Raw genomic sequence first — 15,130 nt, forward strand, 5'->3', positions numbered from 1 at the left:
CGCGATCGGCATGCGTTCAGCACTAGGGTTGCTTGGAGGTAGCGGAATCGACACGGAACAGGGCGGCCACGTGAATCAGCAGGCGCAGGACGATCGCGGTGTCGACGTGGTCGTGGTGACCGGCCTGTCCGGTGCGGGGCGTGGCACCGCGGCCAAAGTGTTGGAGGATCTCGGCTGGTACGTCGCCGACAACCTGCCGCCGGAGTTGATCCCCCGCATGATCGATCTGGGCTTGGAATCGACGCCGCCCATTCGCCGGCTCGCGGTGGTCATGGACGTCCGCAGCCGCTTCTTCACCGACAATCTGACCGAGGTCATCGACGACCTCGACACTCGCTCGGTTCGCACTCGGGTGATGTTTCTGGAGGCATCCGACGAAGTACTGGTTCGTCGGTTCGGTCATGTGCGCAGGCGGCACCCGCTGCAGAGCGAGGGCGTCGACGGCACGCTGTCGGAGGGCATCGCCACCGAACGCGATCGGTTGGCGCCGGTGAAGGCCGCCGCCGATCTGGTCATCGACACCACGGCACTCTCCATCCACGAGTTGCGTCGACGGATCGAAGACGCCTTCGGCGGTGACGTCCCACAGGTGATGCAGCTGACGATTCAGTCGTTCGGATTCAAATACGGCGTGCCCATCGATGCGGACATGGTCCTCGATGTGCGTTTCCTCCCCAATCCGCACTGGCTGCCGGAGTTGAGGGAACACACTGGGCAGGAGGCCGTGGTCAGCGAGTTCGTACTGTCGCGCGATGGAGCTGCCGACTATCTGTCGACCGGACATCATCTGGTCGAGTTGACGACGAGCGGATACCGTCAGGAGGGAAAGCGCTATGTGACCATTGCGGTGGGTTGCACCGGCGGCAAACACCGAAGTGTTGCGATGGCGGAAGCGTTGGCCGACTTGTTGAGCCACGACAAGGACCACTCGATTCGGGTGGTCCACCGAGATCTGGGGCGCGAATGACCAACGCGGAACAGGATTTTGGGGTCGAGCGGAGCGAGGGGGAATTGACGCGGGTCGAAGGTGACGCAGTTCGGTCGAACCCTGCGATCGTCGCGCTCGGCGGTGGGCACGGCTTGTTCGCGACCCTGAGCGCGTTACGCAGACTGAGTTCCGACGTGACCGCAGTGGTGACGGTCGCCGACGACGGCGGATCATCGGGCAGGCTGCGGTCCGAGCTCGGTGTGATTCCGCCCGGGGACCTTCGGATGGCGCTCGCTGCCCTCGCCGATCCGGGTGCGGACACGCAGGTCTGGACCGACACGGTGCAGCATCGCTTCCGCGGTACCGGCGCGTTGGCAGGCCATTCGGTCGGAAACCTGATTCTCGCCGGGCTCACCGAGGTGCTCGGGGATCCCGTTGCGGCACTGGACGAATTGGCCAAGGTGCTCAAGATCAGCGGTCGGGTGCTCCCGATGTCGCCGATCGCGCTCGACATCGAAGCCGACGTCTCCGGGCTCGAAGCCGACCCGCGGGTCAGCCGCTGCATTCGCGGCCAAGTCGCTGTCGCGACGACGCCCGGCAAGGTTCGCAGGGTGCGATTGATCCCGTCGGATCCACCCGCGTGTTCCGATGCGATCACCGCCATCGACGATGCCGACATGGTGGTACTCGGCCCCGGGTCCTGGTTCACCAGTGTGATTCCGCACGTACTCGTTCCCGAGTTGCATCACGCTCTCCTCCTCACTCGGGCGCGCAAGGTGCTGGTTCTCAACCTGGCCGCGGAGCCGGGGGAGACCGCGGGATTCTCCGCAGAGCGACACCTCCACGTACTGTCGCAACACGCGCCCGCTTTCACGGTCGATCACGTGATCGTCGATTCGGGCTGGGTACCGGAAGGCAGGGAGCGGGAGCATCTTGCGCGGGCCGCGGACAAACTCGGTGCGGTGATTACGTTCGCCGACGTATCCGAGCCGGGGACGCAGAAGCACCACACGGGCAAGCTCGCCGCGGTACTGGAGCAGTTGATCGATGCGCAGCAAACGATGAATCCGCGAGCGGGCGCGGACGACCCAGGGGTGGAGACGATGACGAAGGAGGGCGCCACGTGGCGATGACAGCTGAGGTTAAGGACGAGCTCAGCAGATTGACCGTCACTCAGGTCAGCGCTCGTCGCGCGGAACTGTCCGCTCTGTTGCGGTTTGCCGGGGGCTTGCACATCGTGGCGGGACGGGTGGTAGTCGAGGCCGAGGTGGATCTCGGATCGACCGCGCGCAGATTGCGGCGCGAGATCTTCGAGCTGTACGGCTACAGCTCCGATGTTCATGTGCTCGGTGCGGGCGGACTCCGCAAGACATCGCGCTATGTGGTGCGCGTCGCCAAGGAGGGCGAGGCGCTGGCACGGCAGACAGGTCTGCTCGACGTGCGTGGCCGGCCTGTGCGTGGACTCCCCGCACAGGTGGTCGGCGGAACGGTCGGTGACGCGGAAGCAGCGTGGCGCGGGGCATTTCTGGCCCATGGTTCGTTGACCGAGCCCGGCCGGTCGTCGGCGCTCGAGGTCAGCTGTCCCGGGCCGGAAGCGGCGTTGGCGCTGGTCGGGGCGGCTCGAAGGCTAGGCATCGCTGCGAAGGCGCGCGAGGTTCGCGGCACCGATCGCGTCGTCGTTCGCGACGGCGAGGCCATCGGCGCTCTGCTGACACGGATGGGTGCGCAGGACACCAGGCTCACCTGGGAGGAGCGGCGGATGCGTCGCGAAGTGCGCGCGACGGCGAATCGCCTTGCCAACTTCGACGATGCCAATCTGCGCCGCTCGGCCCGTGCCGCTGTTGCCGCAGCCGCCCGTGTGGAGCGCGCGCTGCAGATTCTCGGCGACGACGTTCCCGACCATCTCGCGGCGGCGGGAACTCTGCGCGTCGCGCATCGTCAAGCGTCGTTGGAAGAGCTCGGCCAACTCGCCGACCCGCCGATGACCAAGGACGCCGTAGCGGGTCGCATCCGTCGGCTGCTGTCGATGGCGGATCGCCGGGCGAAGGACACCGGCATCCCGGATACCGAGTCGGCAGTCACCGCAGACCTGCTTGACGAGGCCTGACCACTTCGAGTCGCCAGGCCCGCGCGGGCTAAGGTGATACGCGAATCCCACGAAACGAGCAAGGAGCGAAACTGTGACGGTCCGGGTAGGCGTGAACGGCTTCGGCCGTATCGGTCGTAACTTCTTCAGGGCTGTCGACGCGCAGAAGGCGCTCGGCACGACGGACATCGAAATCGTTGCCGTCAACGACCTCACCGACAACGCGACGCTGGCGCACCTCCTGAAGTACGACTCCATTCTGGGTCGGCTTCCGTACGACGTGTCGCTCGAGGGTGACGACACCATCGTCGTCGGTGACCAGAAGATCAAGGCGCTCTCGCTGCGCGAAGGGCCGTCGGCACTACCGTGGGGCGACTTGGGTGTCGACGTCGTCGTCGAGTCCACCGGCATCTTCACCGACGCTGCCAAGGCCAAGGGTCACCTCGACGCCGGCGCCAAGAAGGTCATCATCTCCGCGCCTGCCAAGGGCGAAGACATCACCATCGTGATGGGCGTCAACGACGACAAGTACGACGGCAGCCAGAACATCATCTCCAACGCCTCGTGCACCACCAACTGCCTCGGCCCCGTCGCCAAGGTGCTCGACGACGAGTTCGGCATCGTCAAGGGCCTGATGACCACGATCCACGCGTACACCCAGGATCAGAACCTGCAGGACGCACCGCACAGCGACCTCCGTCGCGCCCGCGCAGCCGCCCTCAACATCGTCCCGACCGGCACCGGTGCGGCCAAGGCCATCGGTCTGGTGCTCCCGCAGCTGCTGGGCAAGCTCGACGGCTACGCGCTGCGTGTCCCGATCCCGACAGGTTCGGTCACCGACCTCACCGCGCAGCTGAAGAAGTCGGCCAGCGCCGACGACGTCAACGCCGCGATGAAGGCTGCAGCCGAGGGTCCGCTCAAGGGGATCCTCAAGTACAACACAGATCCGATCGTGTCCAGCGACATCGTCACCGATCCGGCTTCGAGCATCTTCGATGCGCCGCTCACCAAGGCGATCGAGGACCAGGTCAAGATCGTCTCCTGGTACGACAACGAGTGGGGCTACTCCAACCGTCTCGCCGATCTCGTCGGCCTCGTCGCGAAGTCGCTGTAGATCGTGGCGGTGAAAACCCTCCAAGACCTGCTCGATGAAGGTGTCGAAGGTCGGGGCGTGCTGGTGCGCTCCGACCTCAACGTCCCGCTCGAGGACGGTCAGATCACCGATCCGGGCCGCATCATCGCATCGGCGCCGACGCTGAAGGCGCTGGCGGAAGCAGGTGCCAAGGTGATCGTCACCGCGCACCTCGGCCGACCCAAAGGCGCCGTGGATACGGCGTTGTCGCTGGCACCCGTTGCGGCCAAGCTCGGTGAAGAACTCGGTCGCAACGTTCAGCTCGCCGGCGATGTTGTCGGCGGCGATGCGCTCGCCCGCTCGGAGGGCCTCACCGACGGCGATGTGTTGCTGCTGGAGAACATCCGCTTCGATCCGCGCGAGACCAGCAAGGACGACGCCGAGCGCAAGAAACTCGCCGAGGCGCTCGTCGAACTGGTCGGCGACGACGGAGCGTTCGTCTCCGATGGTTTCGGCGTGGTGCACCGCAAGCAGGCGTCTGTCTACGACGTCGCCGAGCTGCTCCCGCACTACGCGGGCAACCTGGTTGCGGCCGAAGTCGACGTGCTGGCCAAGCTGACGCAGGACCCCGAGCAGCCGTACGCGGTGGTGCTCGGTGGTTCCAAGGTCTCGGACAAGCTTGCGGTCATCGAGGCTCTTGCGCCGAAGGTCGACACATTGGTCATCGGTGGCGGTATGTGCTTCACCTTCTTTGCGGCACAAGGTCATTCGGTCGGTAACTCGTTGAAGCAGGACGAGATGATCGACACCTGCAAGGACCTGCTGGACCGGTTCGCGGACACGATTCACCTGCCCAAGGACGTCGTCGTCGCGGACAAGTTCGCGGCGGATGCCGAAGCCAAGACGGTTGCCGTCGAGGCGATCCCGGACGGCTGGATGGGCCTCGACATCGGTCCCGAGTCGGCGAAGCGATTCGGTGCTGTGCTCGGTGCGGCCAAGACGGTCTTCTGGAACGGCCCGATGGGCGTGTTCGAGTTCGCGAAGTTCGAGGCAGGCACCCGCGCGGTTGCCGAAGCAATCGTCGGTGCCACCGGCAAGGGTGCGTTCAGTGTGGTCGGCGGTGGCGATTCGGCTGCGGCCGTGCGTGCACTGGGACTGCCCGACGACGGCTTCTCCCACATCTCGACCGGCGGCGGCGCGTCGTTGGAATACCTGGAGGGCAAGGAATTGCCTGGCCTCAGCGTTCTGGAGTCCTGAGTAAATGGCACGGAAGCCGCTCATCGCGGGCAACTGGAAGATGAACCTCAACCACCTCGAGGCCATCACTCTGGTGCAGAAGATCGCGTTCTCGTTGCCCGCCAAGTACTTCGACAAGGTGGACGTGACGGTGATTCCGCCGTTCACCGACATCCGAAGCGTGCAGTCGTTGGTCGAGGGCGACAAGTTGCTCGTCACCTACGGTGCGCAGGACGTCTCGGCCCAAGATTCCGGTGCGTACACCGGCGAGATCAGCGGCTCCATGCTGGCCAAGCTGGGCTGCACGTTCGTGGTTGTCGGCCACTCCGAGCGGCGCACGCTGCACGGCGAGGACGACGCCACCGTGTTGGCGAAGACCAAGGCCGCGCTGAAGAACGACCTCACGCCGATCGTCTGCATCGGTGAGGGCCTCGAGATTCGCGAGGCCGGCAATCAGGTGGAGCACAACCTCGAGCAATTGCGTGGCTCGTTGAAGGGCTTGTCGGCGGACGACATCGCGAAGGTCGTCGTTGCCTACGAGCCGGTGTGGGCGATCGGAACCGGGCGCGTAGCGACGCCGTCGGATGCGCAAGAAGTATGTGCAGCTGTGCGTGCGGAGTTGGCGACGCTGGCGAACGACGAGGTCGCAGCCGGTGTTCGCGTGCTCTACGGCGGTTCGGTGAACGCCAAGAACGTCGGCGAGATCGTGGCCGAGGACGACGTCGACGGTGCCCTCGTCGGAGGAGCGTCGCTCAAGGGTGACGAATTCGCCACACTGTCCGCCATCGCCGCCGGTGGCCCGCTGCCCTGATCGGCACGGTGTCTGCAAGAACACGGTGTCTGCAAGAAACGGCGTCGCCTGTAAAGTGGGCAAGGTTGTCTATGTACTCGACCTAAAGGGCAAAAATGGAACTGTTCCTGGATATCTTGCTGGTCATCACCAGCGCGTTGCTCGTGCTGCTGGTGCTCCTGCACCGCGCCAAGGGCGGCGGTCTGTCCAGTCTGTTCGGTGGCGGTGTCCAGTCCAGCTTGTCCGGGTCCACCGTCGTGGAGAAGAACCTCGACCGCATCACGCTGTTCACGGCAGCTGTCTGGCTGATCGCGATCCTCGGAATCGGCCTGGAGATCAAGTTCAGCTGAAGTTTCGAGTGACCTGGGTCATGTAGCGGTAACGGGGACCCGCCATACTCTTGCGATGACTGCGACTGACCCCGGCCGTGCCGCAACAGAACCACTCCGCGAAGACATCAGATTTCTCGGCGGAATCCTCGGACAACTGGTCCGTGAACAAGAGGGCGACGACGTCTTCGCGCTCGTCGAGAAGGCGCGTGTCGAGTCGTTTCGGCTGCGGCGATCGGAGATCGAGCGGGGCGAACTCGCAACATTGTTCGACGGCATCGAGATCGGGACTGCCATCCCCGTTATCCGTGCTTTCAGCCACTTCTCGCTGCTCGCCAACCTGGCCGAAGACATTCACCGTGAGCGTCGCCGCGCGATTCACATCCGTGCTGGCGAGGCGCCGCAGGACAGCAGCCTTGCCGCCACCTACGCCAAGCTCGATGCCGCGAAGATCGATTCGGCGACGGTGGCCGATCTCCTCAAAGATGCGCTGGTGGCGCCGGTCATCACGGCGCATCCGACCGAGACGCGTCGTCGCACCGTTTTCGAAACGCAGCGGCGGATCACCGATCTGATGCGATTCCGGGAGCGGACCGATCTGGACGAGGCCGAGCTGGCCGAGGTCAACGTTCAGGTGCGGCGGCAGATTCTGACCCTGTGGCAGACCGCATTGATTCGCCTGTCGCGGCTGCGGATTCAGGACGAGATCGAAGTGGGGCTGCGGTACTACGAGATGTCCCTGCTCGAGGTCATGCCCAAGATCAACGCCGAATTGCGGGCGGAATTGCGTAAGCGTTGGCCCGACGCCGATCTGCTACCGACGCCGATCCTGCGACCGGGCTCGTGGATCGGCGGCGATCGGGACGGTAACCCGTTCGTCACCGCAGAAGTGGTGCACGCTGCCATCCACCGTGCCGCCTTCGTCGCGCTCGAGCACTATTTGACCGAGCTGCGCATCCTGGAGCAAGAGTTGTCCATGTCGGCGCGGCTCGTGTCGGTGACCTACGCCCTCGACGAGTTGGCGGACGCGGCAGGCGAGCAGTCAGCGTTCCGGGCCGACGAACCCTACCGCCGCGCGCTGTGGGGTGTGCGGACCCGACTCACCGCAACTGCGGAGCGGTTCCTCGACGACCTCCCCGCCGACGCGGTCCGCGCCGATGCCGAACCCTACGACTCTCCACAGCAACTGCTGGATCACCTCGACATCGTGGATTCGTCGTTGCGACGCCACGGCGACCAGATCGTCGCCGACGACCGCCTCGCCACCCTGCGTCAGTCGGTGGAGACTTTCGGATTCAACCTGTCAGGCCTGGACCTACGACAGAACTCCGAAGTTCACGAAGAGGTGATGGCCGAACTGCTCGCCTGGGCGGGCGTGCATCCGAACTACAAGTCGCTCCCCGAATACGACAGGGTGCAGATCCTCACAGCCGAACTGGCGACGAGGCGGCCGCTGTCGAGCCCCGATGCGACGTTCAGCGAGCTCACCACGAAGGAATTGGCGATCACGCGTGCCGCGGCCAACGCGGTTCGAACGATCGGTCCGGGCGCGGTGCCGAACTACATCATCAGCATGTGCACCTCGGTCAGCGACATGCTCGAGGCGGCAGTGCTGCTCAAGGAAGCGGGCATCCTCGATCCCGGAAACGGAAAAGCGCCGTATTCGCCGATCGGGGTCGTTCCGCTGTTCGAAACGATCGAAGACCTGCAGCAGGGCGCGACCACCCTGCTCGCGACACTCGACATTCCGATCTACCGCGCGCTGGTTCGTGCGCGCGGCGACAACCAAGAGGTGATGCTCGGATACTCCGACTCCAACAAGGACGGTGGGTATCTGGCCGCGAACTGGGCGCTCTACCGTGCCGAACTGGATCTGGTCGACGCCGCGCGCAAGAGCGGAATTCGGTTGCGGCTCTTCCACGGTCGCGGCGGCACCGTCGGTCGCGGCGGCGGCCCGAGCTACGACGCGATCCTGGCCCAGCCGGTGGGTGCGGTCACCGGCTCGTTGCGCATCACCGAGCAGGGTGAGGTGATCGCGGCCAAGTACGCCGAGCCGCGTCGCGCCAAACGAAACCTGGAGACTCTGCTGGCGGCCACCATCGAGTCGACGCTGCTCGACGTCGAAGGTCTCGGCTCGAGTGCGGAACCCGCCTACGCGATTCTCGACGACCTCGCCGAGCGTGCTCGGGTTTCCTACGGCGAGTTGGTGCACGAGACGCCCGGTTTCGTGGAGTACTTCCGGCTGTCGACGCCGGTCGCCGAGATCGGCGAACTGAACATCGGCAGCCGACCGGCATCGCGCAAGGCGACCAACTCCGTCTACGACCTGCGCGCCATCCCCTGGGTGATGTCGTGGAGCCAGTCGCGGGTGATGCTGCCGGGTTGGTACGGAGTGGGGTCTGCCTTCGAAGGCTGGATCGACGGCGACGACGCCAAACTCGCGAAACTGGCCGACCTGCACGAGAAGTGGCCGTTCTTCCAGACGGTGCTGTCGAACATGGCGATGGTCATGTCCAAGGCCGACCTCGGTCTCGCGGCTCGCTACGCGGAGTTGGTGCCGAATGTCGAGTTGCGCGAGAAGGTGTTCGGCATGATCACCGACGAGTTCGATCGGACCATCCGCATGCACAAGGCCATCACCGGTTCCGACGACCTGCTCAAGGACAACCCAGCGGTCGCGCGTTCGGTGTTCAACCGCTTCCCGTACCTGGAGCCGCTCAATCACCTGCAGGTGGAGTTGCTCCGGCAGTTCCGCGCGGGTGACGATCGCGAATCGGTGAAGCGCGGGATCCTGCTCACCATGAACGGCCTCGCAACGGCGTTGCAGAACAGCGGGTAGGTAACCGCGCCTATCGATATTCGGCAGGCAATTCGGCGTAGTCCGCCCAGGTGGGCAGTGGTACCCGCGCTATCGACGCTTCGAGGCGGTCGAGATAGTACTGCCACCTGGGGCCGACCTCGGCAACTTCGCTCGGATGCAGGTGGCGGCGGATCACCTCGAGCGTGGTGACGACGCCCACCTGGCTCAAACGCAATTCCAGCACGCCACCGTCGATGGTCACGTCCAGCTCGTGCGGCGACAAGCAGTTGTCGATCCGGACCGTCATGGTTTCGCGCCGGCAGTCGTCGTCGGTGTGGATCGCGACCGTGCCGCCGAACGGGTCGCCAGTCATGATCCCGAACCAGTCGGGCACCTTGTCTGCCTCGGTGATGCGCTCCCACAGATCGACGACGGGCAGCGCGAACGCTCGCACGTAGTGCACGAGCACCAGATCGCTGCCCGCGTCGCGGTCGTGTTCCGGTCGGACTTCGCCGAGGCTCGACGTCGGTGTCACAGTGCTCTCGATGATCGGGTCACCTTGCTATTGCAACATGTCGCGCGCTCGTCGCGCTGCCGACTCGACCAACCGATGGACAGCTCGTACGCCTGCATCGGCGGTGTCGGGCAAGCCGATGTCGGGGAAGGCCTCGGGGGCAGGCAGGCGGGGGAGTGGACCCGGAATCCGCGCGTAGACGGCAGCGGCGGGGACCCCGAGTTGCCGTGCCGCCTCCGTTCGCGAATCGTCAACTGCGCCAACGGAGTCTCGAAGTCGCGCGAGTAGATCGTCGCGTCCCCGGCCCCGGATCAGCAGAACCAAGAAAGGATCGTCGTCGACAAGCCACGCTGCCTGATAGGCAATGGCCGCGGCGTGCCTGCACGGCAATTCCCAACCATCGCAACCACATTCGGAATCGATGTCGCCCAACGTCGGTATCAGGTCCATGCCTAGATCGGCCGTGGTCTGGGCGAGGTCCCGCGGTAGGTCGCCGTCCAACAGTGCCGCGAGGTGTGCGGCCCGCTCGGCGATGCGGGTCTCGAGCTGCGTCCAACGCCCCTCGTCGAACCTGCGGACGAGCAGGCGCGCCGAGTACTGCTCGCCGTCCTCGACGGTTGCCGAGATCAGACCCGGCGACACCGTGATCGGGCCGACAACCCCGGCTTTCGCCAGTTTGCGACCCTTCTTCAGCTGACCCAAGTCCAACGCCGTGTCTTCCATGGCGCCGATCCACGCGCGGCCCCACCACGAGCGAGCGAACGTGCCGCCACGTCTGCTCGGCGCGAACGCCGAAAAGCCCTGCGCTGTAGTCACATCTGCTCCTTCAGCTCGATGAAGTCGCGCAGGACGTCGTTAGACATGCCGGACAGCGTCGCGATCACGGACTTCTCGTCGCTCAGCACCGAGTCGGCAAGATCTGACTTGTCGGCGATCATCGCTGCGATCCGATCTTCGATGGTCCCTTCGGTGAGCATGCGATGCACCTGCACGGGCTTGGTCTGGCCGATCCGGTAGGCGCGATCGGTCGCCTGCGCCTCGACGGCCGGATTCCACCACCGGTCGTAGTGGATGACGTGATCGGCGCGCATGAGATTGAGCCCGGTGCCACCTGCCTTGAGGGAGAGCAGGAACACCGGTGCGGCCGCCGCCTGAAACCGATCGACCAACGCCTGGCGTTCCGAAACAGCCGTGCCACCGTGCAAGAACAGCGTTGCGACGCCACGGGATTCGAGGTGCCGTTCGAGTAGCCGTGCCATCGCCACGTACTGCGTGAAGATCAGGACGGCACCGTCCTCCGCGATGATGGTGTCGATCAGATCGTCGACCAGGTCCAACTTCTCCGATCGGCCCTCGATCACCGGATCCGACTCGCGCAGGTACTGCGCTGGATGATTGCAGATCTGCTTCAACGCGGTCAGCAGTCCCATGATCTGGCCCCGTCGAGTGATATCGGTGGTCTCTGCAACGGCGGCCAAGCCCTCGTCGACGGCCGCCCGATACAGTCCTGCCTGTTCGCGAGTCATCGAAACGACTTGATCCGTCACGGTTTTCGTCGGTAGCTCGGGTGCAATACCCGGATCCGACTTGCGACGCCGAAGGACGAACGGACGGATCACGCGCGTGAGTCGCTCGGTGACGATCGGATCGCGGCGTTCTTCGATCGGGCGTGCATACGTCCGGCGGAATTGCGCGCGGTCGCCGAGTAGGCCGGGGCTCGCCCAATCGAGGATGGCCCACAGGTCGGTCAGGCTGTTCTCGACGGGTGCTCCGGTCAAGGCAACCCGAACGCGCGCGGTGACATCGCGCAGTGCGCGTGCGGACTCGGACGACGGATTCTTGATGTACTGCGCTTCGTCGGCGACCATGAGCTGCCACGTCACCGCTGTGGGCGCCGAACGTACGACGGTGCCGTACGTGGTCAGGACGAAGCCAGTCGTCGTCGAATCCACCTGTCGGCCTGCACCGTGGAAGCGATAGACAGGTGTGCCGGGTGCGAACCGGCGAATCTCGCGCTCCCAGTTGCCCATCAGTGATGCCGGGCAGACGATCAGCGTCGGGCCCGCGGTATCGGCGTCGAGCTGCCGATGCAGATGCAGCGCAATGACGGTGACCGTTTTGCCGAGGCCCATGTCGTCGGCGAGGCAGACGCCCAGCCCCATTGCGGTCATCCGTGCCAGCCACGCGAAGCCGTGTTCCTGATATTGCCGCAGCGTCGCCTGCAGGTTCGCAGGCACGGCAATCGGCTCGACCGGGGCCGAGAGGCGCTGCCTCAGGTCGGCCAACCACGCGGAGTCGATCACGCGAACGGGTGCGTGATCGACCTCGATGGTTCCGGTGAGCGCGGCGGCCACACCCGACAGCGCGGAGACAGTCTCGGACTGCTTCTGTGCGGCACGTTGCACTGTCGATGGCGCGGCGAGCACCCAGCTGTTGCGAAGCCGGACTAACGGCCGGGTGGCAGCGGCAAGTTCGGCGGTCTCGGCCTCGGTGAGTACCGATCCATCGAGAACGATGCGCCACTCGAACCCGAGACTTTCGTCGGTCGAGCAGCTGCCCTGGTGGAGGGCACGCTGGTGGAGGGCAACCGCGGTGTGCAGCAGATGCCGTTCCCAATGGATGTCCACGCCGAGCGTGCCCAATTGCTGGGCGACACCTGCAAGCAATTCGCTCACGTCCGCGTCGCCGATGACCACAGATCCGGGCGCGTGGTCGTCGAGGACAGCCCCGAGCGTCGGCCAGACCCGCTCGGCGTCGCGCAGCGCGCTCATGGCCCGCGCTCGCACGACTGGATCGGTCCCGGTCCAGACATCGTCCAACGACCGAACTCGACCGTCGTCGTGGACCAGGACGGTCAGCGCGAAGGTGCCGGAAGTTTCGTCGTGATCGATGCGGAGCGCAAGAGGGAGCGGCTCGGCCTCCGAGTGTTCGGCCAGCTCTGTCCACTGCCGAAGATGTTCTGCCGAAATAGAATTCGTGCCGATGACGGAATCCACCACCGCGTCCAGATAGTCGCGCAACAGCCTGTGCGACGAGTGCAGTAGCGGCGGATCGACAGCGTCGATCGGTATCGCCCGTGCTTCGGCGGGCATTGCGGCCGCGGTCTCCGCGATCAGGAGGCGCCTCGCGACGTCGAGGCCGCCGACGCGCCACGCTGCGAATCCGGCCGCGGTCACCGTTGGCCGGACCCGGCCTTCTGCCAGCAAGACCAGCGCGAGGCGGTGAGCGTGGCGCCAGTACGCCGCCGACTCGCTCGCGGTCGCGTCGGTCGCCGCTACCGCGAGCATTGTGGCGTCGACGCCGGTAGGTGCGACGCCCGGATCGGCCACCACGTCGATTCGGTCGGTACCCGCTCCGTCGCCCCAACGAGCAAGTTGGGATTCACGTGGCGGATCGGCTGGGATGAAGCTGAGCTGGGCGGGCATGCACTCCCTTGTCGCGATCGTCCAATTTACCCAATACAGCGTACGCGAAAGAATTCGACTGGAACCGAATTGCGTCCGCGCACGTCAAAGCTGACAAGAGGGACAAGTGGGACCGAACGGAAGGCGATCACCGTGGAGCGCTACAGCGAATGCCACGCAGCATGGCGGCGCGGGATGACATCGTGGTCGCGTTCGCGTCCTGCGATCAGAGGAGGTTGCCGTACTGCGCCAGGCTCCGAGCACGGCAACAACACACCGCGTGCACGGCCGAACGACGGAGGCGACGAACTGCCGTGAGCGCTCAGTCGAGTTTGCTCGCGGCGGCCTCGTCGAGCAGCCATACGGTGGCGTCGGTGCCATGCGCTCCAGCGGAGGGCACGTCGTCCGGATCGGCTCCGCCGACCGCTGCGGCGACGGCGTCGGCCTTCTCGGCGCCGGACACCACCAGCCACACCTGCTTGGCGGCCTGCACCGCGGGCAGCGTGAGGGTCACTCGAACCGGCGGCGGTTTCGGTGAATCCTGCACCGCAACAACGAAATCCTGCTTCTCGCGTACCGCGTCCGTGTGCGGGAACAACGAGTTCATGTGGCCTTCACCGCCCATCCCGAGCAGGTGAATATCGAACGCGGGAACGCCGGTGCCGCCGGCGTTTGCGGCAAGGGTCGCTGCGTATGCGGTTGCTGCGGCATTCGGATCGTTGCCGAACTCGCCGTCCGACGCCGCCATCGGAAACACCCGGGTCGGATCGACCGCGACGTGATCGAGCAGGGCGTCTCGGGCCTGCAGCTCGTTGCGTTCGGAATCGTCGGCGGGCACGAATCGCTCGTCACCCCAGTAGATGTCGAGCTTCGACCAGTCGATGTCACCGGATTCGCTGCGCAGCTTCTTCAGCAAACCGATGCCGGTGCCGCCACCCGTCAGCACTACCGATGCCGTCCCGCGAGCCGACTGCGCAGCAACGACGGTGTCGACGAATCTCGTTGCCGCGGCGGCGATCAGGGCTTCGGTATCCGAGTAGCGCTCGATAACGGTGTCACTCATAGCTGACCAACTCCAGACCTTCGAGTGCGGATTCGTAAATTTCGTCGGGGTCGAGACGGCGCAGATCCTCGGCAAGACATTCGCTGGTCGACCTGCGGGGCAGTGCGAGTAATTTGTCCGGCTGTCCGGTTCGGCTCAGCGTCGCCGTACGTCCGGTTTGCGGCCGGGTCAATGTGACCGTCGACTTCGCGCGATGCAGCTCGACAGCAAGGTCGCCGACCGATCGCTGCACGGGGCACTGCAACCGAATCGCCAGCCAGCCGGCCATCACGTCGAGCGCCGGTTCGTCTTTCAACCCGGAGACAACCACCTTTTCCACGGGCTCGAACGGCGGTTCGTCGAGCGCGGAGGTGAGCAATGCTCGCCAGTAGGTGACCCGCGCCCACGAGAGATCGGTATCCCCGCTCGTGTAGCTGGCGCCGCGCGCCTTGATGGTTGCCATCGGATCATCGGTGAAGGTGGCGTCGGTGATGCGGCGAACAGCGAGCCGACCCACCGGGTCCTCGGCGGGATCGGCAGGCGCACCACGGGGCCACCACACGACGACCGGCGTATCCGGCAGCAAAAACGGTGTGACGACGCTGCTTTCGTGCTCGGACAGTTCGCCGAACAGCCGAAGAACCAGCACCTCCGACGCCCCCGCGTCGCCGCCGATCCGGATCTGCGCATCCAACTTGGTGTCCGCGGAACGGTCGGCGCGAGCGAGGACGATCACCCGGCACGGATGTTCCTTGCTCGCCTCGTTGGCGGCTTCGATTGCCGCTTCGGTGTCCTCGTCGTCGAGCGCGCACACCACCAGGGTGAGTACGCGCCCCTGCGTGACGGCGCCGCTGCTCTCGAGGACCTCCACCAACTTCTTGTTGATCGCGACCGTGGTGGTGGCCGGAATGTCGACAATCATCGCGTCC

Annotated in this window: 13 protein-coding genes; 8 read left to right on the forward strand and 5 right to left on the reverse strand. The window is 65.3% G+C overall.

Annotation, left to right across the window (positions count from 1 at the left end):
- Window positions 1–10: 10 nt before the first annotated feature.
- The 8 genes from rapZ to ppc all read left to right on the forward strand — a co-directional run bounded on the left by rapZ (window position 11) and on the right by ppc (window position 9,280).
- A complete protein-coding gene (gene rapZ / locus FOY51_RS09135) occupies window positions 11–967 on the forward strand; it encodes an RNase adapter RapZ (protein ID WP_149429892.1) in 957 nt (318 codons plus the stop codon).
- Window positions 964–2,061: a gluconeogenesis factor YvcK family protein gene (locus FOY51_RS09140; RefSeq protein WP_149429893.1), complete on the forward strand. Its 1,098-nt coding sequence runs from the start codon at window positions 964–966 to the stop codon at window positions 2,059–2,061. The genes rapZ and FOY51_RS09140 overlap by 4 nt, the downstream gene beginning before the upstream one ends.
- Window positions 2,058–3,035: a DNA-binding protein WhiA gene (gene whiA, locus FOY51_RS09145; RefSeq protein ID WP_187776248.1), complete on the forward strand. Its 978-nt coding sequence runs from the start codon at window positions 2,058–2,060 to the stop codon at window positions 3,033–3,035. Before FOY51_RS09140 ends, whiA begins: the two co-directional genes overlap by 4 nt.
- A gap of 73 nt (window positions 3,036–3,108) precedes the next feature.
- Window positions 3,109–4,128 (forward strand): type I glyceraldehyde-3-phosphate dehydrogenase, encoded by a 1,020-nt coding sequence (gap, locus tag FOY51_RS09150; protein WP_149429895.1) that lies wholly within the window; start codon window positions 3,109–3,111, stop codon window positions 4,126–4,128.
- A 3-nt stretch (window positions 4,129–4,131) separates the two neighbouring features.
- Window positions 4,132–5,343 (forward strand): phosphoglycerate kinase, encoded by a 1,212-nt coding sequence (locus FOY51_RS09155; protein ID WP_149429896.1) that lies wholly within the window; start codon window positions 4,132–4,134, stop codon window positions 5,341–5,343.
- Between the two features lie 4 nt (window positions 5,344–5,347).
- Window positions 5,348–6,133 (forward strand): triose-phosphate isomerase, encoded by a 786-nt coding sequence (gene tpiA, locus FOY51_RS09160; RefSeq protein WP_149429897.1) that lies wholly within the window; start codon window positions 5,348–5,350, stop codon window positions 6,131–6,133.
- Window positions 6,134–6,228: 95 nt separating this feature from the next.
- Window positions 6,229–6,462 carry a preprotein translocase subunit SecG gene (gene secG, locus FOY51_RS09165; protein ID WP_149429898.1) on the forward strand — a complete coding sequence of 78 codons (234 nt, stop codon included), beginning with the start codon at window positions 6,229–6,231 and terminating at the stop codon, window positions 6,460–6,462.
- Between the two features lie 55 nt (window positions 6,463–6,517).
- Window positions 6,518–9,280 carry a phosphoenolpyruvate carboxylase gene (gene ppc / locus FOY51_RS09170; protein ID WP_149429899.1) on the forward strand — a complete coding sequence of 921 codons (2,763 nt, stop codon included), beginning with the start codon at window positions 6,518–6,520 and terminating at the stop codon, window positions 9,278–9,280.
- A gap of 10 nt (window positions 9,281–9,290) precedes the next feature.
- On the opposite strand, the gene FOY51_RS09175 is transcribed toward ppc, so the two are convergent.
- The 5 genes from FOY51_RS09175 to opcA form a co-directional block, all read right to left on the reverse strand.
- The gene (locus tag FOY51_RS09175) at window positions 9,291–9,776 is read right to left on the reverse strand and encodes an SRPBCC family protein (RefSeq protein ID WP_149429900.1); all 486 of its coding nucleotides are present in this window, start codon (window positions 9,774–9,776) and stop codon (window positions 9,291–9,293) included.
- Between the two features lie 27 nt (window positions 9,777–9,803).
- Window positions 9,804–10,571 (reverse strand): SWIM zinc finger family protein, encoded by a 768-nt coding sequence (locus FOY51_RS09180; protein ID WP_187776249.1) that lies wholly within the window; start codon window positions 10,569–10,571, stop codon window positions 9,804–9,806.
- Window positions 10,568–13,180, reverse strand: a complete 2,613-nt coding sequence (locus FOY51_RS09185) for a DEAD/DEAH box helicase (protein ID WP_149429901.1) — start codon at window positions 13,178–13,180, stop codon at window positions 10,568–10,570. Before FOY51_RS09185 ends, FOY51_RS09180 begins: the two co-directional genes overlap by 4 nt.
- Before the next feature lie 301 nt (window positions 13,181–13,481).
- Window positions 13,482–14,222, reverse strand: a complete 741-nt coding sequence (gene pgl, locus FOY51_RS09190; protein WP_149429902.1) for a 6-phosphogluconolactonase — start codon at window positions 14,220–14,222, stop codon at window positions 13,482–13,484.
- Complete coding sequence (opcA, locus tag FOY51_RS09195; RefSeq protein WP_149429903.1) at window positions 14,215–15,123, reverse strand: glucose-6-phosphate dehydrogenase assembly protein OpcA; 909 nt, start codon at window positions 15,121–15,123, stop codon at window positions 14,215–14,217. Before opcA ends, pgl begins: the two co-directional genes overlap by 8 nt.
- Window positions 15,124–15,130 lie beyond the last annotated feature (7 nt).

This window comes from Antrihabitans cavernicola (assembly GCF_008297975.1).
GTDB lineage: Bacteria > Actinomycetota > Actinomycetes > Mycobacteriales > Mycobacteriaceae > Antrihabitans > Antrihabitans cavernicola.

Bases quoted from the DNA above. Each gene is read 5' to 3' on its own strand.
- ppc (WP_149429899.1), top strand. From the start codon at position 6,518: ATGACTGCGACTGACCCCGGCCGTGCCGCAACAGAACCACTCCGCGAA.
- tpiA (WP_149429897.1), top strand. From the start codon at position 5,348: ATGGCACGGAAGCCGCTCATCGCGGGCAACTGGAAGATGAACCTCAAC.
- pgl (WP_149429902.1), bottom strand. From the start codon at position 14,222: ATGAGTGACACCGTTATCGAGCGCTACTCGGATACCGAAGCCCTGATC.
- opcA (WP_149429903.1), bottom strand. From the start codon at position 15,123: ATGATTGTCGACATTCCGGCCACCACCACGGTCGCGATCAACAAGAAG.
- whiA (WP_187776248.1), top strand. From the start codon at position 2,058: ATGACAGCTGAGGTTAAGGACGAGCTCAGCAGATTGACCGTCACTCAG.
- secG (WP_149429898.1), top strand. From the start codon at position 6,229: ATGGAACTGTTCCTGGATATCTTGCTGGTCATCACCAGCGCGTTGCTC.
- FOY51_RS09185 (WP_149429901.1), bottom strand. From the start codon at position 13,180: ATGCCCGCCCAGCTCAGCTTCATCCCAGCCGATCCGCCACGTGAATCC.
- FOY51_RS09140 (WP_149429893.1), top strand. From the start codon at position 964: ATGACCAACGCGGAACAGGATTTTGGGGTCGAGCGGAGCGAGGGGGAA.
- rapZ (WP_149429892.1), top strand. From the start codon at position 11: ATGCGTTCAGCACTAGGGTTGCTTGGAGGTAGCGGAATCGACACGGAA.